Source organism: Kitasatospora sp. NPDC090091, assembly GCF_044747365.1.
Taxonomy (GTDB): domain Bacteria; phylum Actinomycetota; class Actinomycetes; order Streptomycetales; family Streptomycetaceae; genus Kitasatospora.
The window spans coordinates 125,670-150,367 of sequence record NZ_JBIVDY010000015.1 but is presented as its reverse complement, the minus strand read 5'-3'; the positions used below and the strand labels follow the sequence as shown (position 1 = coordinate 150,367).

Below are 24,698 nucleotides of genomic sequence, written 5' to 3'. Positions count from 1 at the left end.
CGGAGCACGCACGGAACGGGTCGGCCCGCGCGGCCGGCCACGGGGGGAGCCACACATGATCAAGCTGTTCTCGCGCCAGACGGATCGGGAGGAGTCGCCAGTCCCGGCCGCGACGGCTCCGACGGGAGCCGCCGCAACCACGGGAACCGCCACAGCCACGGCAGCCACGGCAGCGGCAGCGGCAGGCGACGACCTTCGCTCCATACCGGTCCCCGAAGCCCCGTACGACTACGCCCACTTCAGCCGACTGGCCGGTCCCGCCACCGCACCGACCACCGCCACCGCACCGACCACCGAAGCCGGACCGACCGCCGCCACCGAACCGACCGCCGCCGCCACCGCCGCCGGGGCCCCGCCGCCCTATCGCGTCCAGTACCGCAGCCTGCTGCGACGCGAGCCGCACCGCCTCCGAGCGGCGCTGCTCCTGCTCGCCGCCCCCGTCGTCGAGGCGGTACTCCTCGTCTGGCTGCTGCTCCCCGGCCACTGGCCGGTCCGACCCGGCGAGACGCACACCTGGCTGCTGGTCTGCGACAAGGTGATGATCGGGATCATCGCGGTGGTCGAGGTGTTCCGGCTGGTCAACGTCGTCTCCAACACCCACGCGACGCTGGTCGCCCGCGACCCGGTGCCGGTCACACCGGAGGCGGGCACCCGGGTCGCTTTCCTCACCACCTGCGTGCCGGGCAAGGAGCCGCCGGAGATGGTGCGGGCCACCCTCACCGCCGCACTGGCCGTCCGGCACGACGGAACGTACGACGTCTGGCTGTTGGACGAGGGAAACGATCCTGCGATGCGGGCCCTCTGCTCCGAGCTGGGCGCGTGCCACTTCAGCCGGCGCGGGATCGAGCAGTGGAACCAGCCCAAGGGCCGGTTTCGCGCCAAGACCAAGCACGGCAACTACAACAGCTGGCTCCAGGCCCACGGCTCCGGCTACGACTTCTGGATCTCGGTGGACACCGACCACGTGCCGCTGCCCGAGTTCTGCGAGCGGATGCTCGGCTACTTCCGTGACCCCGACGTGGCGTTCGTGGTCGGGCCGCAGGTGTACGGGAACTACCGCAGCTCCGGCTCGGCCGTCACCAAGTTCTCGGAGAGCCAGCAGTTCCTCTTCCACGCGCTGATCCAGCGGGCCGGGAACCGGTACGGCGCACCGATGTTCGTCGGCACCAACAACGCCGTCCGGATCAGTGCGCTGCAGTCGATCGGCGGGCTGTACGACTCGATCACCGAGGACATGGCCACCGGCCTGGAGTTCCACCGCCGCCGCAACCCGTCCACCGGCGCGCGCTGGAAGTCGGTCTACACGCCGGACGTGCTGGCGGTCGGCGAGGGGCCCTCGTCCTGGACCGACTTCTTCTCCCAGCAGCTGCGGTGGAGCCGGGGCACCTACGAGACCCTGCTCACCCAGTACTGGCGGGCGGTCTGGCGGCTCTCGCCCGGCCGGCTGCTCAACTACACGCTGATGGTCTGCTTCTACCCGATGGCGGCGCTAACCTGGTTACTGGGCGGGGTGTCCAGCGTGCTCTACTTGGGATTCGGCGCCTCCGGCGTCCACGTCTCGTCCGAGATCTGGATGATGCTGTACAGCGACGCGGCCGCCCTGCAGGTCCTGCTCTACACCTGGAACCGCAAACACAATGTGAGCCCGCACGAGCCGGCCGGGTCCTCCGGGGTGGCGGGCATGGTGATGTCGGCGCTCTGCGGGCCGATCTACGCAGCATCGTTTCTGCAAGCGGCGCTTCGCCTGCGCAGCCGCTTCGTGGTGACGCCCAAGGGTGACTCGGCCAGCCCGGACCGGCCGGCGACGTTCCGGATCCACCTGTTCTGGGCGCTGGTGTTCGGCGGCGCCGTCACCGCCTCGTTCTTCACCGGCCACGATCACGTGGCCATGCGTACGTGGGCCTGCCTGGCGTTGTTCCTCAGTCTGCTGCCGATGCTGGTGCTGGCCGCGGACGCCGTCCGCCGCCGCCGGGCCCGGCCCACCTCCACCCTCTCGGTCACCGGCGCCACCCCCACAGCGGCCACCACACCGGCCAACACACCGGCCAACACACCGAGAGTCCCACCCCAGGGCCGCACCGGCACGACCACCCGCACCGCCTCCCTCACCGCCCCCACCGGGTCCGCCGCCAGCACTGCCCCCGCCGCCACGGCGCCCACCGCACGCTGAACCCGAACCCGCAGCACGAGGGGACCAACCACCGTGAAGATCCGCAACGCCGGCCGCACCAGGCGCTTCGCCCTCGGCAGCACGGTCGCGCTGACCGTGGCCGGGATGAACGCGCCGGCCGTGCTCGGCTTCGCCAACGAGCAGTACCACCAGTACGTGATCAACCGCGCCGAGTACAAGGCCGAGTACGGCCACTGGCAGACCGTCACCCTGCCCGCCGAGTTCCGGATCAACGCCATCCACGCCACCCTGCTGCGGACCGGCAAGATCCTGATCATCGCCGGCTCCGGCAACGACCAACGGCAGTTCGACGCGGGCAGCTTCAGGAGCCTGCTCTGGGATCCGGCCAAGAACACGTACAAGCCGGTCCCGACCCCTGCCGACATGTTCTGCGGCGGCCACACCGCCCTCCCGGACGGACGGCTGCTGGTGGCCGGCGGCACCCTGCGCTACGAGGCGCTGGACGGCGCCGTGAAGAAGGCGGCCGGCACCATGCGGGTGCGCAACGAGAACCCCGATGCCGCCCGTACCTTCCCCAAGGGCACGGTGTTCACCGCGCCGAACGGTCGCGCGTACGTGTCCACCGCCGCGGTCACCGTCCCGGCGGCGGTCAAGACCGGCGCCGGGGACCGGACGGTCGTCACCGCGAGCGAGCAGCACGTCTTCGTGGAGGCGGTGGCAGCGGGCGCCGACTCCGTCGCCGACTCGCCCGCCCAGTACACGATCAAGGGGCTGAGCGGCACCGAGGCCCGCAACCTCTACGGCATGGCCGACCGCCTGACGCTGGAGAAGCAGGACTTCCAGGGCATCCGCTCGGCCTTCGAGTTCAACCCGGACACGGAGTTGTACGAGCCGGTCGCCGACATGGCGTACGCCCGCTGGTACCCGACCCTCACCGGGCTGGGCGACGGACGGGTGGTCACCGTCTCCGGGCTCGACGACACCGGGCAGATCCTCAGCGGCAACGACAACGAGATCTACGACCCGGCGAGCAAGACCTGGTCCAAGGCGCCCGACCGGTACTTCCCCACCTACCCGTCGATCTTCCTCACCGCCTCCGGCAAGCTCTTCTACTCGGGCTCCAACGCCGGCTACGGGCCGGCCGACAAGGGCCGGGAGCCGGGGCTCTGGGACCTCAAGGACAACAGCTTCCAACCGGTGCCGGGGCTGCGCGATCCGGCGCTGACCGAGACCTCGTCCTCGGTGCTGCTCCCGCCGGCCCAGGCGCAGAAGGTGATGGTGCTCGGCGGGGGCGGGGTGGGCGAGTCACCGCTGTCCTCAGCCCGGACCGACATCGCCGACCTGTCCGCCGCCAAGCCCGCGTTCACCCCGGGGCCGGACCTCCCGGCCGGCGGCACCCGGTACCTCAACAGCGTGATCCTGCCGGACGACACCGTGTTCACCACCGGCGGCTCCAGCGACTACCGGGGCAAGCACAGGAGCGACCTGCTCAAGGCGCAGGTCTACCACCCGGACACCAACGCCTTCACCACCGCCGCCGAGCCGACCGTCGGCCGGAACTACCACTCCGAGGCGCTGTTACTGCCCGACGGCCGCGTGGTCGTCCTCGGCTCCAACCCACTCTTCAACGACCGGGCGGACACCGAGCCGGGCACCTTCGAGCAGCGGATCGAGATCTACACGCCGCCGTACCTGTTCCACGGCGAGCGCCCGCAACTGACCGGCGCGCCGGAGACCGCCAGGCTCGGCGGGACGATCACGGTCGACTCGCCGAACGCCGGGGGCATCGCCACCGCGAAGCTGATCCGGCCGAGCTCGGTGACCCACGCGACCGACGTCGAGCAACGGTCGGTGGCCCTGGACGTCGGCGCCCGCAAGGACGGCGCCGTCGCGCTCACCCTGCCCGCCAACGCCGATCTGCTGCCGCCGGGTTGGTACATGCTGTTCGTGACGGACAGCGCCGGGACCCCGTCGGTGGCCCGCTGGATCAAGGTGACGGGCTGAGGCGCGTCCGACAAGGCCCCGAAGGGCCCGTGGCCCACAGGGCCGACAAAGCCCGCAAGGCCCACAAAGCCCACAAGACCGGCAAGGCCCCACAAGCCCCCACCTCCCGCCGGCCGCGCGCTACGCGCCCCCGCGTGCGAGCCCCAGCGCGTACGGCAGCCAGAACTCGCCCGCCCTGGGCTCGCCGCGGCCGCACTCGCCGTCGGACTCTCCCGGGTTCTTGATCCAGAGGTAGGCGTCCACGCCGGGCCGGCCGGTTGAGGCGGTGGGCGGCTCGCCGAGCGCCCGCCCGGGCGGGTTGCACCAGGCGTCGCCGCCGATCGGGCCGTTGCCGTTGCGGCTGGTGTCGATGACGAAGGGCTTCCCGCCCAGTGCGGCGGAGAGCTCCGCGCCGTAGGCGGCGTTCCGGTCGGTGGCGTAGAAGTTGGAGACGTTGACCGCGAAGCCGTCCGCCGCGGCGATGCCGGACTTGCGCAGGGCCTCGGCCATCGCGGACGGGTCCTGCGCCCAGCCGGGGTTCCCCGCGTCCAGGTAGACCTTCACCTGCGGACGCTTCTTCAACTCCTGGACGGCGAAGGCCAGCAGGCCGTACCGCTCGGCGGCGGCCGCGCCCTTCACCCCGCAGGCGTCCAGGGTGTGTGCGACGGCGTCGGGCTCCAGCACGACCCAGGCCCGGCGGTCCCCGAGTGCCTCGGCCAGGCCGGTGATCCAGGAGCGGTAGGCGGCTGCGTCGGCCGCACCACCCGCCGAGTACTGGCCGCAGTCGCGGTGCGGGATGTTGTAGGCGACGAAGACCGGGGTGCGGTCCACCGCCGCGGCCCGGCGGCTCACCTGCTCGGCGATGCCCTTGGCCGCCTGGTCCCCGAGCCACTGCGAGGAGGGCTGGGCCGCGATCCTCAGAAGCGTGTCGGCCTCGGCCGTCCGACCCTGGCCACGCAGGGCGACGAGCTGCCGGGCGGCCGAGGTCTGGTCCGAGACGTAGAAGGACTGCCCGGGCAACTGGGCCAGTCCGGCGGACCCGCCGGCGTCACCCCCGCCCGCCTGCCCGCCGGCCCCCGCGGACGCCGATGCGCCACCCGAGCCGGACGCGCCCCCCGACGCAGCCCCGCCCGAGCCGGACGCGCCCCCCGACGTGCCCCCCGACACGCTCCCGCCGCCCGAACTGCTCGTCGAACCACTGCCGTTGCACCCCGCAACGGCGGCCACGAAGCCCAGCACGGCCGCCCCCGCGGCCAGCCGGAACCCCGGCCCTCGCCCTAACCGGCGCACGTACCGCCCCTCCCAGACCCGGTCCGGCGACCCGGTCGGAACCCAGCTTCGCACACCGGGTACCGACCGGCAGCCGAGGTCGGTGAACAGCGGACAGCGGCAGTACGTGGGCGAGGTGTCGACCTGCCCCGGCCGCCTCAGCCCTGCTTGAGGTTCGGCACCTGCCAGTCGATCGGGTCCACGCCGAAGCCGGACAGCGCGTCGTTGATCTGCGAGAACGGGCGGCTGCCGAAGAACAGCTTGGCGGAGAGCGGCGACGGGTGCGCGCCCTGGACCACCACGTGCTTCTCGGTGTCGATCAGCGGCAGCTTCTTCTTTGCGTAGTTGCCCCACAGCACGAAGACGACCGGCTCCTCGCGCGCGCTCACCGCCTTGATCACGGCGTCGGTGAACTTCTCCCAGCCCTTGGCCTTGTGCGAGTTGGCCTCGTGCGCGCGCACCGTGAGCACCGCGTTGAGCAGCAGCACGCCCTGCTCGGCCCAGTGCATCAGGTAGCCGTTGTCCGGGGCCGGGATGCCCAGGTCGGCGTCCAGCTCCTTGAAGATGTTGCGCAGCGACGGCGGCGTCTTGGTGCCCGGCAGCACGGAGAAGCTCATGCCGTGGGCCTGGCCGTCGTCGTGGTACGGGTCCTGGCCGAGGACGAGGACGCGGACCTTCTCGTACGGGGTGGCCTCCAGCGCCGAGAACTCCTGCCCGCTGGGCGGGAACACCTGGTGCTCCGCGCGCTCGGCCGCCACGAAGGCCGCCAGCTCGGCGAAGTACGGCTTCCCCGTCTCGGCGCCCAGCACCTCGCGCCAGGACTCGGGCAGCTCCAGCCCGGCACCCGCTCCAGCCTCGACCACGCCCGCCTCGACCGTGTCCGTCACGACATCAACCTCCCACCGGACGGCCGCTCACCGCCGCACCGCCCCGACCTCGGGCGCGCCGCGCCGCTTGCGCCGCACGCCCTCTTTCCACACCGAACGCTACACAGACCGACTGACACTTCACTCCGCCGCGGACCGGTCGGCCCCCGCAGAACCGTCGTTCGCCCCCGCACCTGCCGCCGCGCCCGCCCCCTCGGACCCCGCGGCCGCCGACGAGGAAGCGGAAGCCGAAGTGGAGGCCGAGGAGGAAGCTGCAGCGGCAGCCGCAGCCACCGCCCCCTCCACCCGGACGTGCTCGACGACGTTCAGCGCCACCAGCACCACCGCGAGGACCGCCAGCACCACGATGGCCGGCAGCCGCACCATCACCGGGACCAGCGCCAGCACCACCGCCGCCGCCACGATCCGGGTGGTCGACATCGCGCGGAACATCATCCACCGGGTGTAGCCGAAGGTCAGCAGGTACACCCCGCAGCCCCCGTACAGCAGCGCCACCGAGCCGGCGCCGAGCGACTGCCGCGGGTCGGCCACCGTCTCGCCGAAGCCGACCGCCACCGCGATCACCGCAGCCACCAGCGCCAGGTGGCCGTACTGGAAGATGCGGCGGATCATGTCGCGGCGCGAGTCCGCGACGGTGACGGCGTGCCGCATGGCGTCCGCCGCGTAGACGAAGTACTGCCACCAGAGCCCGCAGGAGATGGTGAATGCCGCGGCCACCGCGGCGAGCTCGACCGCGTCCAGATGCGCCTTCGCGGCCGTGGCGCCGATCCCGACGATCGACTCGCCGAGCGCCACCAGCAGGAAGAGCGCGAACCGCTCCGGCATGTGGGACGGGTGGTAGGCGACCCGGGCCAGCCGGCTGCGGAAGATCAGCGGGGCGGAGAGGTCACAGGCCGCCGCCAGCGCCCAGAGCGCCGTCCGCGGCCCCTCCGGCAGCAGCCCGCCGGCGAGCAGCAGCGGGCCGCTGACCAGCACGCCCACCCCGTAGGGCCCGCGCCAGACGCCCGGGATGCGGATCAGCACCAGCAGCAGCACCACTCGCGCCGCCCAGTACCCGGCCCCGAGCAGCAGGCCCCGGCCCTCGTACGCGGCGGGCACGGCCAGCGCCATGAAGAGGCCGGCCAGGCCCACCGCGAGGATGCCGATCCGGCCCTTCGGGGTGTCCACGTCCCGGATGTTGGCCTGCACGGTGGTGCCGACCCAGCACCAGTACACGGGCACGAAGACGACCAGGGCCCGGGCGACTCCGGCCACGTCGTGGTGGTGGTGCAGCAGGCCGGAGACCTGGGTGATCGCGAAGACGAAGACCAGGTCGAAGTAGAGCTCCGCCCAGGTGACGCGCTTCTCCTCCACCGGGCCCGGGCCGGCCTCCACCCCCGACGCCCCGGCCGTCGTGGCTGTCGCCGTCGCCGTCACGGCCGTCGCCGTCGCGGGCGTCGCGGCCGACGTCCCGCCCGTCGTGTCCGGCCCCCCGGCCGGCTCCCCCGTCGTTGTGCTCATCCGCCCCTCCTCGGCGACCACGGACGCACCGTGCACGGACTCACCCCGCACAGCGCGCGGGCCCTCTCCCCGGCCGGGCGGCCGGGGAGAGGGCCCGAACAACAGAACGAACGCTAGATCAGTTCGACCAGGTCCGCGATGGAGTTGACCACCCGGGTCGGCCGGTACGGGAAACGCTCCACGTCGGCGGCGGCCGTGAGACCGGTGAGGACCAGGATGGTCTCCATGCCCGCCTCCATGCCGGCCACGATGTCGGTGTCCATCCGGTCGCCGATCATGACGGCGGACTCCGAGTGGGCACCGGCCGTGTTGAGCGCCTCGCGCATCATCAGCGGGTTGGGCTTGCCGACGAAGTACGGCTCGACACCGGTCGCCTTGGTGATCAGCGCCGCGACCGAACCGGTGGCCGGCAGCACGCCCTCGGTGGACGGGCCGGTCTCGTCCGGGTTGGTGCAGATGAACCGGGCGCCCTGGTTGATCAGCCGGATCGCCTTGGTGAGCGCCTCGAAGCTGTAGGTGCGGGTCTCGCCGAGGACGACGTAGTCCGGGTTGTTGTCGGTCAGCACGTAGCCGGCCTGGTAGAGCGCGGTGGTGAGGCCCGCCTCGCCGATCACGTACGCGGTGCCGCCGGGGCGCTGGCCCTTGAGGAACTGCGCCGTGGCCAGCGCCGAGGTCCAGATGGACTCCTCCGGCACGTCCAGGCCCATGCCGGCCAGGCGGGCGCTGAGGTCGCGCGGGGTGTAGATCGAGTTGTTGGTGAGCACCAGGAACGGCTTGCCGGACTCCCGCAGCCGGCGCAGGAACTCCTCCGCACCGGGGATCGGCGTGCCCTCGTGGATGAGGACCCCGTCCATGTCGGTCAGCCAGGACTCGATGGGCTTGCGGTCTGCCACGTGCGTGTCTCCCGAAGTCTTGCAACGTCTTGCGATGGTCGTACGAACCTTCGGCGCACCGCCGTCACCGTTGCGCCGCCCACCGGCCGGACCCTCCCCGGGACACCGGACCGCCGGGGGTACTGCTGGCTGCCCCAACGGGGCACAGCCTAATCCGCACGCCAGGCCGACGACAGCGCGGTCCCGGTCTCCGGGCCGGCCGGCCGGAGAGCGGCCCGGAGAACCGCCCTCCCCACCCGGAGCCGTCACCGTCCCTGCCCGGAGCCGCCACCCCTCCTGCCCGGGAACCCGCCCGGCACCGCGCCTGTCTCAAGGGCTCCTTAAGCAGCCCCTAACCGCACTGATGACCCCTCAGTGCGGCCGCCCCGCGGGTCTAGCGTGAGCGGCACCACCCTCACCGCGCTCCTCGGAGGAGTCCCCTGCCATGCCCGTGCGCCGCCGTCTCTCCGCCGCCGTCCTCACCCTCACCGCCACCGGCCTCGCCGTCGGCCTGACCGCCGCCCCGGCCGCCGCGCACGGCTCGATGCAGAACCCGCTCAGCCGGGTCGAGGGCTGCTACCTGGAGGGCGCCGAACACCCGAAGTCGGCGGCCTGCACGGCGGCCGTGGCCACCGGCGGCACGGCGGCGCTGTACGACTGGATGAGCCTGCGGATCGGCGACGCCGCCGGCCGCCACCGGGAGCTCATCCCGGACGGGAAGCTGTGCAGCGCCGGCTCGGACACCTACCGGGGCCTTGATCTGCCGCGCGCCGACTGGCCGGCCACCAACCTCACCTCGGGGGCCGACTTCACTTTCCGCTACCGCGCCACCGCCCCGCACAAGGGCACCTTCCAGCTCTACATCACCAACGGCAGCTACTCCCCCACCAAGCCGCTGACCTGGGCGAACCTTGAGCCACAGCCCTTCCTCACGGTCACCGACCCGCAGCTCGTGGACGGCTCGTACGTACTGCCGGGCAAGGTGCCGGCCGGGAAGACCGGGCGCCAGCTGATCTACGCGATCTGGCAGCGTTCGGACAGCCCGGAGGCGTTCTACTCCTGCTCGGACGTCGTCTTCGACGGCAGCGGCGCCAACCCCGGCACCAACACCGGTACCGGCACCGGCGGCGCGACCACGCCGACCGGAGCCACCACGCCCACCGGAGCCACCACCACCGGCGGCCACGACCACGGCCACACCCCCGCGCCGACCGGCGGCGCCCCGACCGCCCCCGCCCCGGCCGGCGGCGTCACCGCCCCCACCGCGGCACCCGTCCCCGCCTCCGCCGGCACACCGGCCGCACCGACCGCCGTGCCCACCACCCCCACGCCCACCGCCCCCGCGCCCGCGGTGCCGACCCCCACCGGCACCGCGGGCACCCCGGGTACCCCCGGCGCCGCCGACACCGCCCCCGCGACGACCGCCGCCGCACCCGACCAGCTCGCCCAGACCGGCTCGGACCGATCCCTCGGCATCCTCGCCTCCGTCGGCTCCGCCTTCCTCCTCGCCGGCGCCACCGTCGCCGTCCTCCACCGTCAGCGCCGCCGCCGGGGCCACGCCCGCTGAATCGGCTTCCGCCACCGAGCCCGGGTGCGGCAGCGGACCGCACCCGGGCTGCCCCGGCCGCCGCGATCGGCGGCGTTCCCCGCCCCGTCTCCGAAACCCGGGCCAATCGGACGCAGCGTGATTGAGTAGGGCGCATGAGCCCCTCCTCGCGCCCCCTCGCCCAGCACGACGGCCCCTTCCGGGTCGGCCTGATCGGCTACGGCCTGGCCGGCTCCGCCTTCCACGCCCCGCTGATCGCCACCACCCCGGGCCTGCGGCTGGACGCGGTGGTCACCGCCAACCCCGACCGTCGTGCCCAGCTGCTCCGGGAGCACCCCGGCACCCGCGCCGTCGACACCCCGGAGCAGTTGCTCGCCGACCCGGACGCGCTCGACCTGGTCGTCATCGCCTCCCCCAACCGCACCCACGTGCCGCTCGCCCGGGCGGCGCTGCGCGCCGGGCTGGCGACCGTCGTCGACAAGCCGCTGGCCGCCACCGCCGCCGAGGCGCTGGAGCTCTGCAGGACGGCCGAGGAGCGGGGCGTGCTGCTCACGGTCTTCCAGAACCGCCGCTGGGACGGTGACTTCCTCACCGCCGCCCGGCTGATCCGCGAGGGCGCGCTCGGCCGGGTGCACCGCTTCGAGTCCCGGTTCGAGCGGTTCCGGCCCAAGCCCAAGCCGGGCTGGCGCGAGCTGGCCGACCCGGCCGAGGTCGGCGGCACCCTCTACGACCTGGGCAGCCACCTTGTCGACCAGGCGCTCGCGCTGTTCGGGCCGGTCGAGACGGTCTACGCGGAGATCGACGTCCGCCGCGACGGCGCGGTGGTCGACGACGACGCCTTCCTCGCCCTCACCCACGCCTCCGGCACCCGCTCGCACCTGTGGACGAGCGCCATCGCGCCGATGGTCGGCCCCCGGCTCCGGGTGCTGGGCGACGCCGCGGGCTACGTGAAGACCGGCATGGACCCGCAGGAGGCCGACCTGCGCGCCGGCCACCGCCCGGGCGACGGGCGCCCGTGGGGCGCCGACGAGCCCGGCCACTACGGCACCCTCGGCACCGACGAGTCCACCGTCCCGGTCCGCACCGACCCGGGCGACTACCCCGCGTTCTACGCGGGCGTGGCCGCCGCGCTGGCCAACCCCGGCACCCCGCCCCCGGTCGACCCGCGGGACGCCGTCGCCACCCTCACCGTCCTGGAGGCCGCCCGCGCCGCGGCCGCCACCGGAACGACGGTCCGGCTGGACTGACCCTCGGGCCCAGGGTCCCCCGAGGGCTTGGGGTCCCCGGGGGACCCGGGCCCCCGGGCGTCAGATGCCGATGATCTCCACCGCCGACCCCAGGCCGCGGAAGTCCGCGACGTTGCGGGTGTAGAGCGGCAGCCCGTGGGCGGAGGCGACGGCGGCGATCATCAGGTCGATCCGCCGCGGGCGCGGCTGCCGCCCGGCCGCGATGGTGAGCGTGACCAGCGTCCCGTACCGCGCGGCGGCCGCCGCGTCGAAGGGCAGCGGGTCGAAGTCGGCCATCGCCGCGCCCAGCACCTCCAGCCGGGCCGCCCGGCTGACCGGGTCGCGCGCCATCGACACACCCTGCTGCAGCTCGGCGAAGGTGATCGCGGTCAGCTCCGGCACGGCGGGCAGGTCGGAGGGGCTGAGCAGTGCCAGGTCGATGTAGACGCAGGTGTCCAGCACCCCGGCCGGCCGCCGCCGGGGCGCCCTGCGCCGCTCAGCCACGCGGCCGCTCGAAGGGGTCGTCGCCGTCGTCCCCGACCAGCTCCTCGGACCCGAAGTACTCCTCGGACTCCTTGCGCATCTGGTGGTAGTCGACGCGCGGCAGCTTCACGTGCCGCGCGACGAGCTCCTCCGCCGTGAGCCGTCGCCGGCCCGTCACCGGTCGCAGCTCCGCGACCTCGACCCCGTTCCTGGTGATGTGGAAGGTCTCGCCCGCCTCCACCGCATCCATCACCGCGGCGGAGTTGTTCCGGAACTCCCGCTGGGTAATCGTCTTCATACCCTCCAAGGTAGCCCCGTGTAGCACCCGTGGCTACAGTGTGAACGGCAACCGCTGAGCGGCTGCGCGAGGAGTGGCGGATCGCACCCTGACGAATCCGCTCCGCCGGAACCCTCCAGGCCGTACCATCGTCGTCAACGTCCGGAACAGGCCGGCCGCGAGCAGGAGAGGAGCACAGCGTGGAACTCGTCGCGATGCTGCTCGGGCTGCTCCGCCTGCTGAGCGGGGACGTGCTCGCCGAGGGCGGCACGCTGACCTCGGTGGCGACCGCCGCGGCCGTGGTGCTGCTGACCGGAGCGGTGGCGGGGGCGCTGGTCGTCGCCCGGCTGCTCGGCGCACGGGCACCGGCCGCCGTACGGAACGGGATGCTGCGCAGACGCGCGTTCCGGACCGCCTTCCTTCCACAGCGCGATCCGGACGCCCGGGGCAGGCGACGCCCCAGGGCACCCGGAGCGGCCCCGACGGCCGCGTAGCTCCACTTCTCTCCCCCCTCCGAGCAGGCCGACCGGCCGCTCCGGGGTTCCGAGCGCCGTCCGAACGCGGCCGTCCTCCGCCGATCACTCATGTCCTCAGACGCTGAGACCCCGGAGGGCTCGCTCCCCATGTCGCTTTTCGCAGTTCTCGACCCGGCCGTCACCCTGGCCCACGACGTCGTCGCCGCGCTCGCCACCGTCCTGCCCACGGCCGCGGCCATCGTCCTGTTCACCGTCGGCGTCCGGCTGGCGCTGCACCCGCTGGCCCGGGCCGCGGCGCGCGGCGAGAAGGCGCGGGCCCGGCTCGCGCCGAAGATCTCGGAGCTGAACCGCAAGCACAAGGACCGGCCGGAGAAGCTCCAGGCCGCGCTGGCCGAGCTGTACAAGGAGGAGAAGGCCTCGCCGTTCGCGGGGTGCCTGCCGATGCTGGTGCAGATCCCGTTCTTCTCGGTGATGTACCGGCTGTTCACCACCCCGAACGACCTGCTCGGCCACACCCTCTTCGGCGTCCCGCTCGGCCTGCACGTCGGCAGCGCACAGGGCGCGGCGCAGTGGGTGGTGTTCGGTCTCCTGTACGCGGCGCTGGCCGGGGTGGCGTACGTCGGGTTCCGGCGCGCCCGCCGTGCGCAGGCGGCACAGCCCGCCTCCGCGACGCCGCAGCCGGGTCTGGCGTTCCTGCCGTACCTGTCGTTCGGCACGGTGCTGTTCGCCGCGCTCGTCCCGCTGGCCGCCGGGATCTACCTGCTCACCACCACCGCCTGGTCCGCCGCCGAGCGCGCCTGGCTGCACCGGGGCACCGTGCCGGTCCCCGGCGTGGCACTGGTCTGACCGCCGCGCGAGCCGGGCAGACCGCCGGACTCCCGACCGCCTGAGACCCGCCCTGGCGCGGGGCGGTTCGGGGCCGCCCTCTAGCCTGAGCTGGTCATTCAGGTCGTCCGCCGGTCGGACCGATGGAGGGAAGTCGTCATGGTGGTCGCTGCTCCGGCGTTGGCCGAGTTGCGGGAGGTCTGCCAGCCGCAGGCGAAGCTGCAGAGCCGCAACGGGGAGCACTGGGCGGGCCGCCTCTACATGCGCCGCATCTCGCTGCGGACCACCCGGCAGCTGGTCCGCACCTCGGTGTCGCCGAACACGCTGACCTGGCTGATGGTGGTCTGCGGGGTGGGCGCCGGAGCCGCGCTGCTGATCCCGGGGCTGACGGGTGCCGTGCTGGCGGCCGTGCTGTTCCAGGGCTTCCTGCTGTTCGACTGCGTCGACGGCGAGGTGGCTCGCTGGAAGCGCCAGTTCAGTACGGCGGGGGTGTACGTCGACCGGCTCGGCGCGTACCTGGCCGATGCCGCGCTGATGATCGGGGCCGGTGTGCGGGCCGCGCGCGGGGGCTCGGAGCTGTGGGTCTCGGTCGGGCTGGCGACCGCGCTGGGCGTGGTGCTGCTGAAGGCCTCGACCGACCTGGTGGACGTCGCGCGGGCGCGCAGCGGCCTGGCGCCGGCCGACGAGGAGTCGACGCAGCCGCGCTCCCAGGGCATTGCCAACGCGCGCCGGCTGGCCTCGATATTCAAGATCCACCGGGTGACCAACGGCATCGAGGCCTCGCTGGTGCTGCTCGCCACGGCGGTGGCGGACGCGGCGGTAGGCGACATCGGCCCGACCCGGTACGCGCTCGCGGCCATCGCGGTGATCACCTGGGGGATGGTGGTCGCGCACCTCGCGTCGATCCTGTCCTCGTCGCGCCTGCGCTGAGCCCGGCCGGTTCCCCCGCTGCCCCCGGAAGCCTGCTTCCGGGGGCAGCGGCGTTCCGGCTCAGACCTTCTTGAAGCACATCGTGTAGTCGACGCCCTTGCTGCGGTCGACCTTGATGCCGTAGTCGAAGGCCGCGCCACAGCTCTTGTCGGGGCCGTAGAGCTTGTCGGCCATCTTGTACTGGGCCTCGGAGGACTTGCAGTCGACGACGGTCGGCACCGGCGAGCCCTGCGGGTCCTGGATCTTGACGCAGTCGCCGATGTTCGGGTCGTGCGTCTTGTTCTCCGCGGCCTGGGCGGACTGGGAGGCGGCGGCCTTGGCCTTGCCGCCGTTGGGGTCGGTGTTGTACTTCCACACGTACCAGCCGCCGCCGCCGAAGACCGCCAGGACGATCACGATCGGGAGGACGGCCTGCAGCGGGCTCCGGCGCTGCTGCGGGCGCTGCGGCGGCTGGGGCGCCGGCGGCTGGGCGCCGTACGGGGGCTGGGGCTGGGCGTACTGCGGCTGCGGCGGCTGCGCGTACGGGGGCTGCTGGCCGTAGACCGGCGGCTGGCCGTACGCGGGCTGGGGCGGCGGCGGTGCGTAGCCGTAGGGCTGCTGGGGCGGGTGGTTCTGGTAGGGCGGCGGTGCGGACATGGTGCTGAGAGATCCCCGTGGTCGATGACGTGAGCAGTGGTCAACGTGCTGTTGACCGGTGCAGGTTACCCGTCCGCCGATCGACGGTCCCGTCGGGCCCCGATGCGCGTGGACGCGGTGTCCACACAGGCAGTGAGCGGTAAGTTGTGCACGGCGAGGCGCCGTTGGCGGGCGAGGGGGCGGGAATGCAGGCGGGCGATGTCCTGGACAACCGGTACGAGCTGATCGAGACGATCGGCGAAGGTGCGTTCGGGGTGGTGTGGAAAGCCCGCGACTCCCGGATCCAGCGCCACGTCGCCGTCAAGGTCATGCAGCAGGGCGGCAACACGGCCAAGGACGTGGCCCGTTTCGTGCGGGAGGTGGCGACGGCCGGAGCGCTCAACCACCCGCACATCGTCACGGTGCACGACTTCGGCGAGCACCGGAGCGCGGGCCGGCCGGTGTTCTACCTGGTGATGGAGCTGCTCGACGGTGCCCAGCTGAACGAGAGCCTGGCCGGCGGGGTTCCGCCGCTGGCCCGTTCGCTGGCGTGGGCCTCGCAGATCGCCGACGCGCTCGCGGTGGCCCACCGTGCGGGCGTGGTCCACCGGGACATCAAGCCGGCCAATGTGATGGTGCTGTCCTCCGGTTCGGTGAAGGTGGTGGACTTCGGCATCGCGCGGACCGAGGCCGCGGACGACGGTGTGACCAGCACACACGCCATCATCGGGACTCCGGCGTACATGGCTCCGGAGCGGTTCGAGGGGAAGGGGCTCGACGCGCGATCGGACCTCTACGCCTTCGGCTGTCTCCTGTACGAGCTGTGCACGGGCCGACCTCCCTTCCGCGGTGGTGTCTTCGAGTTGATGCGGCTGCACGGCACGGTCGATCCCGCCCCACCGAGCGAGCACCGGACGGGGATCCCGCCGGAGGTCGACCGGCTCGTGCTGGAGTTGCTGGCGAAGGACCCGGCCCAGCGGCCGTCCGGAGCCGACCAGGTCACGGTGCGGCTGCGTGCGGCCGCGTGGTCGTTGACCAACCCTGCGCCCGCGTACACGCCGACCGTGCGCGACACGTCGATCAGCGACGACGCGTATGTGCGGAGCCGGCGGGACGAGGCGGACGCGCTCTTCGAGGAGACCCGGGCCAAGGCGGCCCAGGCGGCAGCGGAGTTCGAGACCAACCTGGCCAAGCGTCGCGAGCAGTCCGAGCGCGACCTGGCCGCCCGTCAAGCCAGGGCCGAGAAGCGCTTGGCCGAGATCGAGCACCGGGCCGAGCAGCTGCGCCTGGAGGCCGAGAAGCTGCGCACCGACGCCGAGCGCCGCGCCCGCCAGACCGTCGACACTGCCCAGCGCCAGTCCGAGGACATCGTGACCGACGCCAACGCCAAGGCCGACCGGATCCGCAGCGAATCCGAGCGCGAGGTGGCGGCGCTGACCAACCGCCGGGACAGCCTCAACGCCCAGCTGACCAACGTCCGCGAGATGCTGGCGACGCTGACCGGGGCAGCCGTGACTGCTGCCACGGAACTTCCGGCGCAGCAACAGCAGAGCCGGTAGTAGCGGCAGGGATCGGTCAGGGCCCTCCCGGCTGGTCGCCGGTCTCGTTGTCGAGCGGCCGGAGGGCTGCGGTCCGCGCCTCGCAGAGGCCGCCGACAAGGGCGGAGAACAGGATCAGGATCAGGAGTCCGAGCACGGCGAGCCCGTTCGGTGGGTGGGGGCGGAGCTCATGCGGCGGCGTCCAGCTCGAACCAGACGGTCTTGCCGCGCTTCTGCGGCTCGGCGCCCCAACGGTGGGTGAGGCCTTCGACGAGCTGGAGGCCGCGGCCGGTCTCGCAGTTGCGAGACGGCGTGCACGGCTGGGGGAGGTCGGAGCTGTCGTCGCAGACGGAGACGCGGAGCGTGCCGCCGAGGATGAGGAAGAGGACGACGGGCGAGGTCGTCCGGCCGTGGCGCCAGGCGTTGACGATCAGTTCGGCGAGAGCGAGTTCGGCGTCCGCGATGGCGTCGGGGTGCCACCCGCTGCGCGCCATGGCGTCCCGGAGGGCGTCACGGGCGACGGTGAGGGAGGGGGAGAGAAGGGCGAGGTTGCGGTTACACACGGAAGTCTCCCGGTGGAGTGGAGAGGGTGCGCCGGAACGGATGTCGCCGTGAGCAAGTCCGGATAGGGGCTCTTCGGCTGCTGGGCAGCATTACTGACGTGCCGTCCGGTGTGCGGTGCATCACAGACTGTAGAGCATCGGTGGCACATGTGAGGGCACTTCTTCCACCATCATTCGCTCGATCGACTGATTGCTGGACCCGCCGCGGGATCGCGGTGGATGCTTGGGGCATGCCACCACGAACTACCCCGTCAGTCCGCCAGGAACGGGTCGGTATCGAGCTGCGGAAGATGCGGGATACCGCCGGTCGCACAACCGCTCAGGCAGCCGCCCTGTTCGGGCTCGATCGCACGAAGATCACTCAGATCGAGAAGGGGTACTACCCGGTCACTGCCGAGCGGGTGCGCATGCTCTCCTCCGACTTCCAAGAGAGCGACACTGCCTACGTCGACGCGCTCGCCGCGATGGCCGAGGAGAGGCACAAGGGCTGGTGGGAGGACTATCGCGGCTCCGTGCCAACCGGATTCCTCGACATCTCGGAGATGGAGTACTTCGCCAACGAGATCCGCACGTACCAGGTGTCGCACGTCCCTGGCGCGATGCAGACGGAGGAGTACGGGAGGGCCATCTTCAACGACGTCTACCCACCGCTCCCGCCCCGGCTGCTGGAAGCGCGCGTCGAAAACCGCGTGCAAAGGTCGGCCGTGCTGATGAACGAGGGTGCGAGACCGTACTCTGCTGTGGTTCACGAGGCCGCTCTGCGGATGCTGTTCGGCGGTCGCGAGGCTGCCAAGCGACAGCTTGACAAGCTACTTGAGTATTCGGAGCTGTCACATGTGACGCTCCGCGTGATCAGCTTCAGTTGTCACGAGTTCGTGGGTTCAGGTCAAGGAATCATCCACGCAAAGGGGCCGGTACCTCGCCTCGACACGGTTCAACTCGATGCGGTCGGCGGCCCAGTGTTCTTGCATGAGCAGAAGCATCTGGACAACTATCGCCACATCATCGAGACGATGACGAAGCGATCCCTCAGCGAGGACCAATCACGCGACCTCATCAGGTCCGTCAGGAAAGAGATCTAGGCATGGAAGCACTTCAGTGGAATCGCCCGGAGGCTTGCCAGGACGGTGCGAGCTGCCCCGAGGTGGCCGTCACCGCCGACGCCGTCTACCTCCGCAGCAGCCTCCAGCCCGACGCCGTCGCCACGTTGACCACTGCTGAATGGCGCGACCTCCTCACCGGTATCCGCAACGGCGAGTTCGACGTCTGAGCGCGCCACCGAACGCCGAAGGCCGGCGACCCTTTCGGGGTGCCGGCCTTCGGCGTTCTCCGCCTGCCTACTCCGCTCACGCGGCGAGCTGGGGCTCCTCTGCGGGGACCTCCGCCTTCTTCTTGTCCCGCATCACCACGGCCGCCAGCACCGCGGCCGCCAGCACACCCACCGCGCCCACCGTGAACGTGGTGCTCATCGCCGACGTGAAGGCCTCCCGGGCCGCGTGCACCATCCCCGCATCCCCCTTCGCCTCCGCGAGCGCCCCGACGATCGACTGCTTGGCCTGCTCGGACGCCCCCGCCGGCATCTCGTCCGCATACCCGCTCGCCAGCAGCGAACCCAGGATCGCGATCCCCAGCGCCGTACCCGCCTGCTGAATTGTGTCGTTGAGCGCCGACCCCACGCCCGCCTTCTCCGCCGGGATCTCCCCCATCAGCGCACCGATCGCGGCTGGCATCGCCAGCCCCGCACCGAGCCCCAGCAGGCCGAGCGCCACCGCCGGCACCGCGAACGCGGTCTCCGCATCCACAGTGGTCAGCAGCCCGAACGCCCCCGCCATCAGAGCCATCCCGACCAGCACCAGCGGCCGGTTCCCGATCTTCGCCGTCAGACCCGCCCCCGCCCCGTTGCCGATCAGCGCGGCCACCGCCAGCGGCACGAAGGCCAGACCCGCCTTGACCGGCGAGTAGTCCAGCACGAACTGCAGGTACTGGGTCAGGACCAGCAGCAGACCACCGTTCCCGATCTGCACCAGGGTCAGCGACAGCGACCCACCACTGAAGTTGCGCTTCCTGAACAGGGCCAGCGGCACCATCGGCTCGGCCGTCACGTTCTCCCAGACCACGAACCCGACCAGCGCCACGACCGCGATCCCCACGGTGACCAGCGACCGCCCCTCGAACGCGCCGTGCTTCGGAATCTCGATGATCCACCACACCAGCGAGGTCATCCCGACCACCGACAGCACCGCACCCAGCGGGTCCGGCTTCTGCCACGGCCCCTTGGACTCCGGCATCAGGACGAACGCGGCCACGACCGCCAGCACCACGACCGGCACGTTGATGAAGAAGATCGAGTGCCAGGAGAAGTGGTCGATCAGCACACCGCCGAGCACCGGGCTGCCCACCAGGCCGAGCATCGACACCGAACCCCAGGCCGCCATCGCCTTCCCGCGCTCGTCCTCGTCGAACACGGTGATCAGGATCGACAGCGTGGACGGCATGATCAGCGCACCGCCGATGCCCATCGCCACCCGGGAGGCGATGACCTCGCCCGGAGTGGTGCAGAACGTCGCCCCCAGCGACGCGGCCCCGAAGAGCAGCAGCCCCAGGACCATGATCTTCCGCCGCCCGAACCGGTCACCGAGGCTGCCCGAGGTCAGCAGCAACCCGGCGAACACCAGGATGTAGGAGTCGAGGATCCACTGTGTGTCCTGCGCCGTCGCCTTCAGGTCCGCGGTCATCGACGGCACCGCCACGGTCAGCGCCATGCTGTCGATCACCAGGACCATCGAGCTGAGGCACAGCACGATCAGGATCCACCAGCGTCGTGGATTGCGGCTTTCCATAGGTGTTCCCCTCCGAGGTGCGTACGGCGTTCCGTCGATGCGCACACTGTACGCAGCGCGGAACAGTGTGCGCAACCCCGATTCCTGTACGCTCCATGCGAACGGTGTACGCAGCTGCTTAGCGACGAGGGAGTGCCCATGGCCGCCAAGACGAACCCGATCCCCTCCGTATGGGCCCGCGAGCCGCGCGAACCGGAACAGCCCGCGCTCAACCGGGCCGCGATCGTCCGCGAGGCGGTCGCCATGCTGGACGCGGACGGCGTCGAAGCCCTCTCGATGCGCAAGCTCGGCGCCCGTCTCAACGCCGGCGCCACCTCGCTCTACCGGCACGTCGCCACCAAGGACGAGCTGATGGAGCTCGCCGTGGACGCAGCCTTCAGCGAGCTCACCGTCCCGCTCACGGACGGCCCCGACTGGCGCACCGCCGTCACCGGCTGCGCCGAGTCCTTCCGCGCCACCACGCTCCGGCACCCCTGGCTGGCCTCCGTCCTCGGCCAGGCCGGACTCGCCTACCTCGGGCCCAATCTGATGGCCGTCTCCGAGCAGCTCGCCAAGCTGTTCGTCGGCATCGGCTTCCCCGACCCGAGCCGCGCGCTGGACACCGTGCTCTCCTACGTCGTCGGCATGAGCACCACCGAGGCAGCCTGGCTCACCACCGTGGCCAAGTCCGGCGAGACCGAAGCCGACTTCATCGCCCGCCTGATGCCCGCCGCCCAGGAGGCGGTGGAAGGGCACGAGCTCCTCTCCGACGCCTACCGGACCGCCGCCGAGACGGCCGCGACCGTCGACCCCGTTGAGCTGCGCGACACCAAGTTCGCCTACGGCCTGGAGGTCATCCTCGACGGCCTGGCCCTGCGCCTGCCGCACTGACGCACGGCGCCCCCGACGCACGCTCCCCGCCCGCGCAGGAAGTCGACTCCTCCGACTTCCTGCGCGGCGCCGGCAACCCGCCCGGGCCCTCCACCGGCACAGAAGCCGACCGCCCCCGCCGGACGCGGGTCCGGCGGGGGCGGTCACCGGCAACAACGGGCCGGTACTACGGGGCAGGGATCAGCCGCGGTTCCACCCGGCGAGGTAGGTGTCGATCTCGCCGGTGAGGCGGGCCTTGCCGGCCCGGTCGAGGAAGGACGCCTCGACGGCGTTCTTCGCCAGCGCGGCCACCCCGGCCTCGTCCAGCTCCAGCAGCCGCGCCGCCACCGCGTACTCGGTGTTGAGGTCGGTGCCGAACATCGGCGGGTCGTCGCTGTTGACGGTGACCAGCAGCCCGGCGTCGACCATCTGCTTGATCGGGTGGTCCTCGATCCGCTCCACCGCCCGGGTGGCGATGTTCGAGGTCGGGCAGACCTCCAGCGCGATCCGGTGCTCGCCGAGGTGGTCCAGCAGCGCCGGGTCCTTCACCGCCTGCGTGCCATGGCCGATGCGCTCGGCGCCGAGCACCCGCAGGGCGTCCCAGACGGTCTCCGGGCCGGTGGTCTCGCCGGCGTGCGGGACGCTGCGCAGGCCGATCGCGCGCGCCCGGTCGAAGTAGGGCTTGAACTGCGGACGCGGCACCCCGATCTCCGGGCCGCCGAGGCCGAAGCTGACCAGGCCCTCGGGGGCCAGGTCGACGGCCAGGCGGGCGGTCTCCTCGGCGGCGGCAAGGCCGGCCTCACCGGGGATGTCGAAGCACCAGCGGAGGACGACGCCGAGCTCCTTCTCGGCGCGCACCCGGGCGTCCTCGATCGCCTCCATGAAGGCGACGTCGGGGATGCCGCGGCTCACCGAGGAGTACGGGGTGACGGTCAGCTCGGCGTAGCGGATGTTCTGCCGGGCCATGTCCTCGGCGACGCCGTAGGTGAGCGCCCGGACGTCCTCGGCGTCGCGGATCAGGTCGACCACGCTGAGGTAGACCTCGATGAAGTGCGCGAAGTCGGTGAAGGTGAAGTACTCGGCGAGGGCCGCCGGGTCGACCGGCACCTTCGACTGGCCGCGGTGGCGGGCCGCCAGTTCGGCGACCACGCGCGGCGAGGCCGATCCGACGTGGTGGACGTGCAGCTCCGCCTTGGGCATTCCGGCGATGAACGCCTCGATGCCCCGGTCGGCACTCAGGTTGCTGGCGGTTCCGATCCGACTTCCGTCCGGCTGGACCACGGTGGTGCCCTTCTTCTCTGGAGTTCCGCGTGGGAACGCGCGACGTCCTCGTGGCGCCGGGTGGGCGCCGACGACATCTACGCGCGTATCGAGCAGTGGTCGCAAGGATAAGCAGCGCTCACCCGCCCAGCGCCACCGCCACGGTGTGGATGAGCAGACCGGCCAGGGCGCCGACCACGGTCCCGTTGATCCGGATGAACTGCAGGTCGCGGCCGACGTTGGCCTCGATCTTGCGCGAGGCGTCGTCCGCATCCCAGCCTGCCACCGTCTCGGAGATCAGCGAAGTGATCTCCGCCCGGTAGGTGTCGACGAGGTACTGGGCGGCGTCCTGGAGCCAGCCGTCCACCTTGGCCTGGAGCTTGCGGTCCGTCGCCAGGCGCGCACCGAAGTCACGCACGCCGGTGCGGATGCGCCGGCGCAGTTCGCTCTCCTCGTCCTCGGCGGCGTTCAGCACCAGCGTGCGGATCGCGGCCCAGGTGGAGGCGATGAGGTCCTGCACCTCGGGGCGGGCCAGCAGCTCGACCTTGGCCCGCTCGACCCGGGCGATGGTCTCCGGGTCGGTCTGCAGCTCGGTGGCGAAGTCGGCGAGGAACTTGTCGATCGCACCGCGGGCCGGGTGGTCGGGGTCGTCGCGGATGTCGGTGACGAACCGCATCAGCTCCTTGTAGACCCGCTCGCCCACCTGGTGGTCGATGAACTTCGGGGTCCAGCCCGGGGTCTTCTGGCTGACCCGCTGGACCACCTCCTCGTGGTTCGCGGTCAGCCACCCGTGCGCCCGGACCGCGACCAGGTCGACCACGCCGTGGTGCCCGCCGTCGGCGACCACCTTGGCCAGCATGCGGCCGGCCGGCTCGGCGACCGAGGTGGCGGCGGCCCGCCGGGTGACCGCCTCGCCGACCACCGCCTGCACATCGTCGTCCCGCAGCACCGCGAGCACGCCGCGCAGGGCCGCCGAGGCCTCCTTGGTGACCCGCTCGGCACTGCCGGGGGCCGCCAGCCACTCGCCGAGCCGGCGGCCGATCCCGAGCGCGGCCAGCCTGCTGCGGACCACCTGGCCGGAGAGGAAGTTGTCGCCGACGAACTCGCCGAGCGAGCGGCCGAAGGCGTCCTTCTTGGTCGGGATGATCGCGGTGTGCGGGATCGGCAGGCCGAACGGGCGGCGGAACAGCGCCGTCACGGCGAACCAGTCGGCCAGCGCGCCGACCATGCCCGCCTCGGCCGCGGCGGCCACGTAGCCCGCCCAGGCGCCGGCGCCGGCCGACTTCGCCCAGGTGGCCAGGGCGAAGACCAGGGTCGCGAAGGCCAGCAGGCCGGTCGCGATGGTCTTCATCCGGCGGACGCCGCGTCTCTTCTCCTCGTCGGCAGCGGTGAACCGCACCCCGGGGCCGGTCCCGCTGAAGGCTTCGTCACTCACCCCGCCAGTCTGCCCGGTGACCGGCGCGGGCGGAGGGCGCGCCCCGCCAACTCGCGCCGGGCACGCACCACAAGTGCTCCCGCGAGCGCTCCACCGGGCGGGACGCGGGCCCGAAGCGCGGGCCGCCGGGGCGCGGGGCCGACGACCCGCCGCCGGGGCGCAGGCCCGGGACGCAGGCCCGGGACGCCGACGGCGGGCCGCCGGCGCCCCGGCGGCGTCAGCCGATCGCGACCTCCGCATACATCCTGGCGATCACGTCCTCGATCGCCGGCTCGCGGACCGAGAGATCGACCAGCGGATAGCGGTCCGCGACCGCGGCGACGATCGGGGCGGCGCTCTGCTGGGCCGGGAAGGCCAGCCACTGCCGTGCGCCCTCGACCTTCACCACCCGGGCCCCGGCCACCTCGATCGGCGGCCCGGCCTCGGCGAGGTCGACGACCAGGGTCCGCTCGCTGTCGGCCGTGGCGTGCAGGCCCTCCAGGCCGCCGTCGTAGACGACCCGGCCGTGGTCGATCACCATCACCCGGCCGCAGAGCTGCTCGATGTCGGTGAGGTCGTGGGTGGTGAGCAGGACGGTGGTGCCCTGGTCGCGGTTGACCTCGCGCAGGAACTCGCGCACCCGGCCCTTGCTCACCACGTCGAGCCCGATCGTCGGCTCGTCCAGGTAGAGCACCTGCGGGTCGTGCAGCAGTGCCGCCGCGAGGTCGCCGCGCATCCGCTGGCCGAGCGAGAGCTGGCGGACCGGAGTGTCCAGCAGCCCGCCGAGGTCGAGGAGTTCGACGCAGCGTTCGAGGTTGGCGCGATATCGGTGGTCGGGGATGCGGTAGAGCCGGCGGGCGAGTTCGTAGGAGTCGCGCAGCGGGAGGTCCCACCAGAGCGTGGTGCGCTGCCCGAAGACGACGCCGATCCGGCGGGCCAGCGCGACGCGCTCGCGTGCGGGGTCGATGCCCGCGACGCGCAGCCGGCCGCCGGTGGGCACCAGGATGCCGGTCAGCATCTTGACGGTGGTGGACTTGCCCGCGCCGTTCGGGCCGATGTAGCCGACGCACTCGCCGGCCGCCACCGTGAAGCTCAGGCCGTCCACCGCGCGGACCTCGCGCTTCTCGCGCCGGAACCGGCCGGCCTTGGTGCGGACGGTGAAGGTGCGTCGGACGTCGTCGAGTTCGATCAGGGTCATGGGAGTTCTCCGTTGT

Annotated in this window: 23 protein-coding genes; 11 read left to right on the top strand and 12 right to left on the bottom strand. The window is 72.2% G+C overall.

Annotation, left to right across the window (positions count from 1 at the left end):
* The first annotated feature begins 55 nt into the window (after nucleotides 1-55).
* Both ACIPSC_RS25755 and ACIPSC_RS25750 read left to right on the top strand, forming a co-directional pair.
* Entirely contained in the window at nucleotides 56-2,170 is a 2,115-nt protein-coding gene (locus tag ACIPSC_RS25755; RefSeq protein ID WP_400828419.1) for a glycosyltransferase family 2 protein, read from the top strand.
* 33 nt (nucleotides 2,171-2,203) lie between these two features.
* Nucleotides 2,204-4,135: a galactose oxidase-like domain-containing protein gene (locus ACIPSC_RS25750; protein WP_400828418.1), complete on the top strand. Its 1,932-nt coding sequence runs from the start codon at nucleotides 2,204-2,206 to the stop codon at nucleotides 4,133-4,135.
* A 120-nt stretch (nucleotides 4,136-4,255) separates the two neighbouring features.
* On the opposite strand, the gene ACIPSC_RS25745 is transcribed toward ACIPSC_RS25750, so the two are convergent.
* From ACIPSC_RS25745 to ACIPSC_RS25730, 4 genes are all read right to left on the bottom strand, one after another.
* Nucleotides 4,256-5,134, bottom strand: a complete 879-nt coding sequence (locus ACIPSC_RS25745) for a glycoside hydrolase family 6 protein (protein ID WP_400828417.1) — start codon at nucleotides 5,132-5,134, stop codon at nucleotides 4,256-4,258.
* Between the two features lie 407 nt (nucleotides 5,135-5,541).
* On the bottom strand, nucleotides 5,542-6,270 hold the full coding sequence (locus ACIPSC_RS25740) for a uracil-DNA glycosylase (RefSeq protein ID WP_400828416.1): 729 nt from the start codon (nucleotides 6,268-6,270) through the stop codon (nucleotides 5,542-5,544).
* A 120-nt stretch (nucleotides 6,271-6,390) separates the two neighbouring features.
* Complete coding sequence (locus tag ACIPSC_RS25735; RefSeq protein WP_400828415.1) at nucleotides 6,391-7,770, bottom strand: low temperature requirement protein A; 1,380 nt, start codon at nucleotides 7,768-7,770, stop codon at nucleotides 6,391-6,393.
* A gap of 113 nt (nucleotides 7,771-7,883) precedes the next feature.
* A complete protein-coding gene (locus ACIPSC_RS25730; protein ID WP_238862739.1) occupies nucleotides 7,884-8,663 on the bottom strand; it encodes an HAD-IIA family hydrolase in 780 nt (259 codons plus the stop codon).
* Between the two features lie 424 nt (nucleotides 8,664-9,087).
* Here ACIPSC_RS25730 and ACIPSC_RS25725 point away from each other — a divergent pair, with 424 nt between their 5' ends.
* Together ACIPSC_RS25725 and ACIPSC_RS25720 are read left to right on the top strand one after the other, a co-directional pair.
* Entirely contained in the window at nucleotides 9,088-10,209 is a 1,122-nt protein-coding gene (locus tag ACIPSC_RS25725) for a lytic polysaccharide monooxygenase (RefSeq protein WP_400828414.1), read from the top strand.
* A 134-nt stretch (nucleotides 10,210-10,343) separates the two neighbouring features.
* Nucleotides 10,344-11,435 carry a Gfo/Idh/MocA family oxidoreductase gene (locus tag ACIPSC_RS25720; protein ID WP_400828413.1) on the top strand — a complete coding sequence of 364 codons (1,092 nt, stop codon included), beginning with the start codon at nucleotides 10,344-10,346 and terminating at the stop codon, nucleotides 11,433-11,435.
* Between the two features lie 60 nt (nucleotides 11,436-11,495).
* On the opposite strand, the gene ACIPSC_RS25715 is transcribed toward ACIPSC_RS25720, so the two are convergent.
* Together ACIPSC_RS25715 and ACIPSC_RS25710 are read right to left on the bottom strand one after the other, a co-directional pair.
* Nucleotides 11,496-11,918 (bottom strand): type II toxin-antitoxin system VapC family toxin, encoded by a 423-nt coding sequence (locus ACIPSC_RS25715; protein WP_400828412.1) that lies wholly within the window; start codon nucleotides 11,916-11,918, stop codon nucleotides 11,496-11,498.
* Complete coding sequence (locus ACIPSC_RS25710) at nucleotides 11,911-12,195, bottom strand: type II toxin-antitoxin system prevent-host-death family antitoxin (RefSeq protein ID WP_313763914.1); 285 nt, start codon at nucleotides 12,193-12,195, stop codon at nucleotides 11,911-11,913. The genes ACIPSC_RS25715 and ACIPSC_RS25710 overlap by 8 nt, the downstream gene beginning before the upstream one ends.
* 179 nt (nucleotides 12,196-12,374) lie before the next feature.
* Here ACIPSC_RS25710 and ACIPSC_RS25705 point away from each other — a divergent pair, with 179 nt between their 5' ends.
* The 3 genes from ACIPSC_RS25705 to ACIPSC_RS25695 all read left to right on the top strand — a co-directional run bounded on the left by ACIPSC_RS25705 (nucleotide 12,375) and on the right by ACIPSC_RS25695 (nucleotide 14,405).
* A complete protein-coding gene (locus ACIPSC_RS25705; protein ID WP_400828411.1) occupies nucleotides 12,375-12,668 on the top strand; it encodes a DUF6412 domain-containing protein in 294 nt (97 codons plus the stop codon).
* Between the two features lie 129 nt (nucleotides 12,669-12,797).
* Complete coding sequence (locus tag ACIPSC_RS25700) at nucleotides 12,798-13,496, top strand: YidC/Oxa1 family membrane protein insertase (RefSeq protein WP_400828410.1); 699 nt, start codon at nucleotides 12,798-12,800, stop codon at nucleotides 13,494-13,496.
* Nucleotides 13,497-13,634: 138 nt separating this feature from the next.
* Complete coding sequence (locus ACIPSC_RS25695; RefSeq protein WP_400828409.1) at nucleotides 13,635-14,405, top strand: CDP-alcohol phosphatidyltransferase family protein; 771 nt, start codon at nucleotides 13,635-13,637, stop codon at nucleotides 14,403-14,405.
* Between the two features lie 60 nt (nucleotides 14,406-14,465).
* Here ACIPSC_RS25695 and ACIPSC_RS25690 read toward each other — a convergent pair whose 3' ends face one another.
* Nucleotides 14,466-15,041 carry a hypothetical protein gene (locus ACIPSC_RS25690; protein WP_400828408.1) on the bottom strand — a complete coding sequence of 192 codons (576 nt, stop codon included), beginning with the start codon at nucleotides 15,039-15,041 and terminating at the stop codon, nucleotides 14,466-14,468.
* A gap of 185 nt (nucleotides 15,042-15,226) precedes the next feature.
* Here ACIPSC_RS25690 and ACIPSC_RS25685 point away from each other — a divergent pair, with 185 nt between their 5' ends.
* On the top strand, nucleotides 15,227-16,579 hold the full coding sequence (locus ACIPSC_RS25685; RefSeq protein ID WP_400828407.1) for a protein kinase: 1,353 nt from the start codon (nucleotides 15,227-15,229) through the stop codon (nucleotides 16,577-16,579).
* Between the two features lie 167 nt (nucleotides 16,580-16,746).
* On the opposite strand, the gene ACIPSC_RS25680 is transcribed toward ACIPSC_RS25685, so the two are convergent.
* On the bottom strand, nucleotides 16,747-17,121 hold the full coding sequence (locus tag ACIPSC_RS25680; protein WP_400828406.1) for an ATP-binding protein: 375 nt from the start codon (nucleotides 17,119-17,121) through the stop codon (nucleotides 16,747-16,749).
* 230 nt (nucleotides 17,122-17,351) lie between these two features.
* Here ACIPSC_RS25680 and ACIPSC_RS25675 point away from each other — a divergent pair, with 230 nt between their 5' ends.
* Complete coding sequence (locus ACIPSC_RS25675) at nucleotides 17,352-18,203, top strand: helix-turn-helix domain-containing protein (RefSeq protein WP_400828405.1); 852 nt, start codon at nucleotides 17,352-17,354, stop codon at nucleotides 18,201-18,203.
* Nucleotides 18,204-18,205: 2 nt separating this feature from the next.
* A complete protein-coding gene (locus ACIPSC_RS25670) occupies nucleotides 18,206-18,391 on the top strand; it encodes a DUF397 domain-containing protein (protein WP_400828404.1) in 186 nt (61 codons plus the stop codon).
* Between the two features lie 76 nt (nucleotides 18,392-18,467).
* On the opposite strand, the gene ACIPSC_RS25665 is transcribed toward ACIPSC_RS25670, so the two are convergent.
* Nucleotides 18,468-19,961 carry an MFS transporter gene (locus ACIPSC_RS25665; protein ID WP_400828403.1) on the bottom strand — a complete coding sequence of 498 codons (1,494 nt, stop codon included), beginning with the start codon at nucleotides 19,959-19,961 and terminating at the stop codon, nucleotides 18,468-18,470.
* A 138-nt stretch (nucleotides 19,962-20,099) separates the two neighbouring features.
* Here ACIPSC_RS25665 and ACIPSC_RS25660 point away from each other — a divergent pair, with 138 nt between their 5' ends.
* Entirely contained in the window at nucleotides 20,100-20,831 is a 732-nt protein-coding gene (locus ACIPSC_RS25660) for a TetR/AcrR family transcriptional regulator (protein WP_400828402.1), read from the top strand.
* A 180-nt stretch (nucleotides 20,832-21,011) separates the two neighbouring features.
* Here the strand turns inward: ACIPSC_RS25660 and ACIPSC_RS25655 are convergent, their stop codons facing one another.
* The 3 genes from ACIPSC_RS25655 to ACIPSC_RS25645 all read right to left on the bottom strand — a co-directional run bounded on the left by ACIPSC_RS25655 (nucleotide 21,012) and on the right by ACIPSC_RS25645 (nucleotide 24,682).
* Nucleotides 21,012-22,010: an adenosine deaminase gene (locus ACIPSC_RS25655; protein WP_400828486.1), complete on the bottom strand. Its 999-nt coding sequence runs from the start codon at nucleotides 22,008-22,010 to the stop codon at nucleotides 21,012-21,014.
* A gap of 199 nt (nucleotides 22,011-22,209) precedes the next feature.
* Nucleotides 22,210-23,745 carry a DUF445 domain-containing protein gene (locus ACIPSC_RS25650; RefSeq protein WP_400828401.1) on the bottom strand — a complete coding sequence of 512 codons (1,536 nt, stop codon included), beginning with the start codon at nucleotides 23,743-23,745 and terminating at the stop codon, nucleotides 22,210-22,212.
* Nucleotides 23,723-24,682, bottom strand: coding sequence for an ATP-binding cassette domain-containing protein (locus tag ACIPSC_RS25645; protein WP_400828400.1), 960 nt, complete (start codon nucleotides 24,680-24,682; stop codon nucleotides 23,723-23,725). The genes ACIPSC_RS25650 and ACIPSC_RS25645 overlap by 23 nt, the downstream gene beginning before the upstream one ends.
* Between the last annotated feature and the right edge of the window lie 16 nt (nucleotides 24,683-24,698).

Coding starts and splice junctions, on each gene's coding strand:
- ACIPSC_RS25725 (WP_400828414.1), top strand. CDS start 9,088: ATGCCCGTGCGCCGCCGTCTCTCCGCCGCCGTCCTCACCCTCACCGCC.
- ACIPSC_RS25700 (WP_400828410.1), top strand. CDS start 12,798: ATGTCGCTTTTCGCAGTTCTCGACCCGGCCGTCACCCTGGCCCACGAC.
- ACIPSC_RS25675 (WP_400828405.1), top strand. CDS start 17,352: ATGCCACCACGAACTACCCCGTCAGTCCGCCAGGAACGGGTCGGTATC.
- ACIPSC_RS25690 (WP_400828408.1), bottom strand. CDS start 15,041: ATGTCCGCACCGCCGCCCTACCAGAACCACCCGCCCCAGCAGCCCTAC.
- ACIPSC_RS25710 (WP_313763914.1), bottom strand. CDS start 12,195: ATGAAGACGATTACCCAGCGGGAGTTCCGGAACAACTCCGCCGCGGTG.
- ACIPSC_RS25670 (WP_400828404.1), top strand. CDS start 18,206: ATGGAAGCACTTCAGTGGAATCGCCCGGAGGCTTGCCAGGACGGTGCG.
- ACIPSC_RS25660 (WP_400828402.1), top strand. CDS start 20,100: ATGGCCGCCAAGACGAACCCGATCCCCTCCGTATGGGCCCGCGAGCCG.
- ACIPSC_RS25665 (WP_400828403.1), bottom strand. CDS start 19,961: ATGGAAAGCCGCAATCCACGACGCTGGTGGATCCTGATCGTGCTGTGC.
- ACIPSC_RS25755 (WP_400828419.1), top strand. CDS start 56: ATGATCAAGCTGTTCTCGCGCCAGACGGATCGGGAGGAGTCGCCAGTC.
- ACIPSC_RS25685 (WP_400828407.1), top strand. CDS start 15,227: ATGCAGGCGGGCGATGTCCTGGACAACCGGTACGAGCTGATCGAGACG.
- ACIPSC_RS25735 (WP_400828415.1), bottom strand. CDS start 7,770: ATGAGCACAACGACGGGGGAGCCGGCCGGGGGGCCGGACACGACGGGC.
- ACIPSC_RS25720 (WP_400828413.1), top strand. CDS start 10,344: ATGAGCCCCTCCTCGCGCCCCCTCGCCCAGCACGACGGCCCCTTCCGG.
- ACIPSC_RS25655 (WP_400828486.1), bottom strand. CDS start 22,010: ATGCCCAAGGCGGAGCTGCACGTCCACCACGTCGGATCGGCCTCGCCG.
- ACIPSC_RS25650 (WP_400828401.1), bottom strand. CDS start 23,745: ATGCGGAGGTCGCGATCGGCTGACGCCGCCGGGGCGCCGGCGGCCCGC.
- ACIPSC_RS25695 (WP_400828409.1), top strand. CDS start 13,635: ATGGTGGTCGCTGCTCCGGCGTTGGCCGAGTTGCGGGAGGTCTGCCAG.
- ACIPSC_RS25645 (WP_400828400.1), bottom strand. CDS start 24,682: ATGACCCTGATCGAACTCGACGACGTCCGACGCACCTTCACCGTCCGC.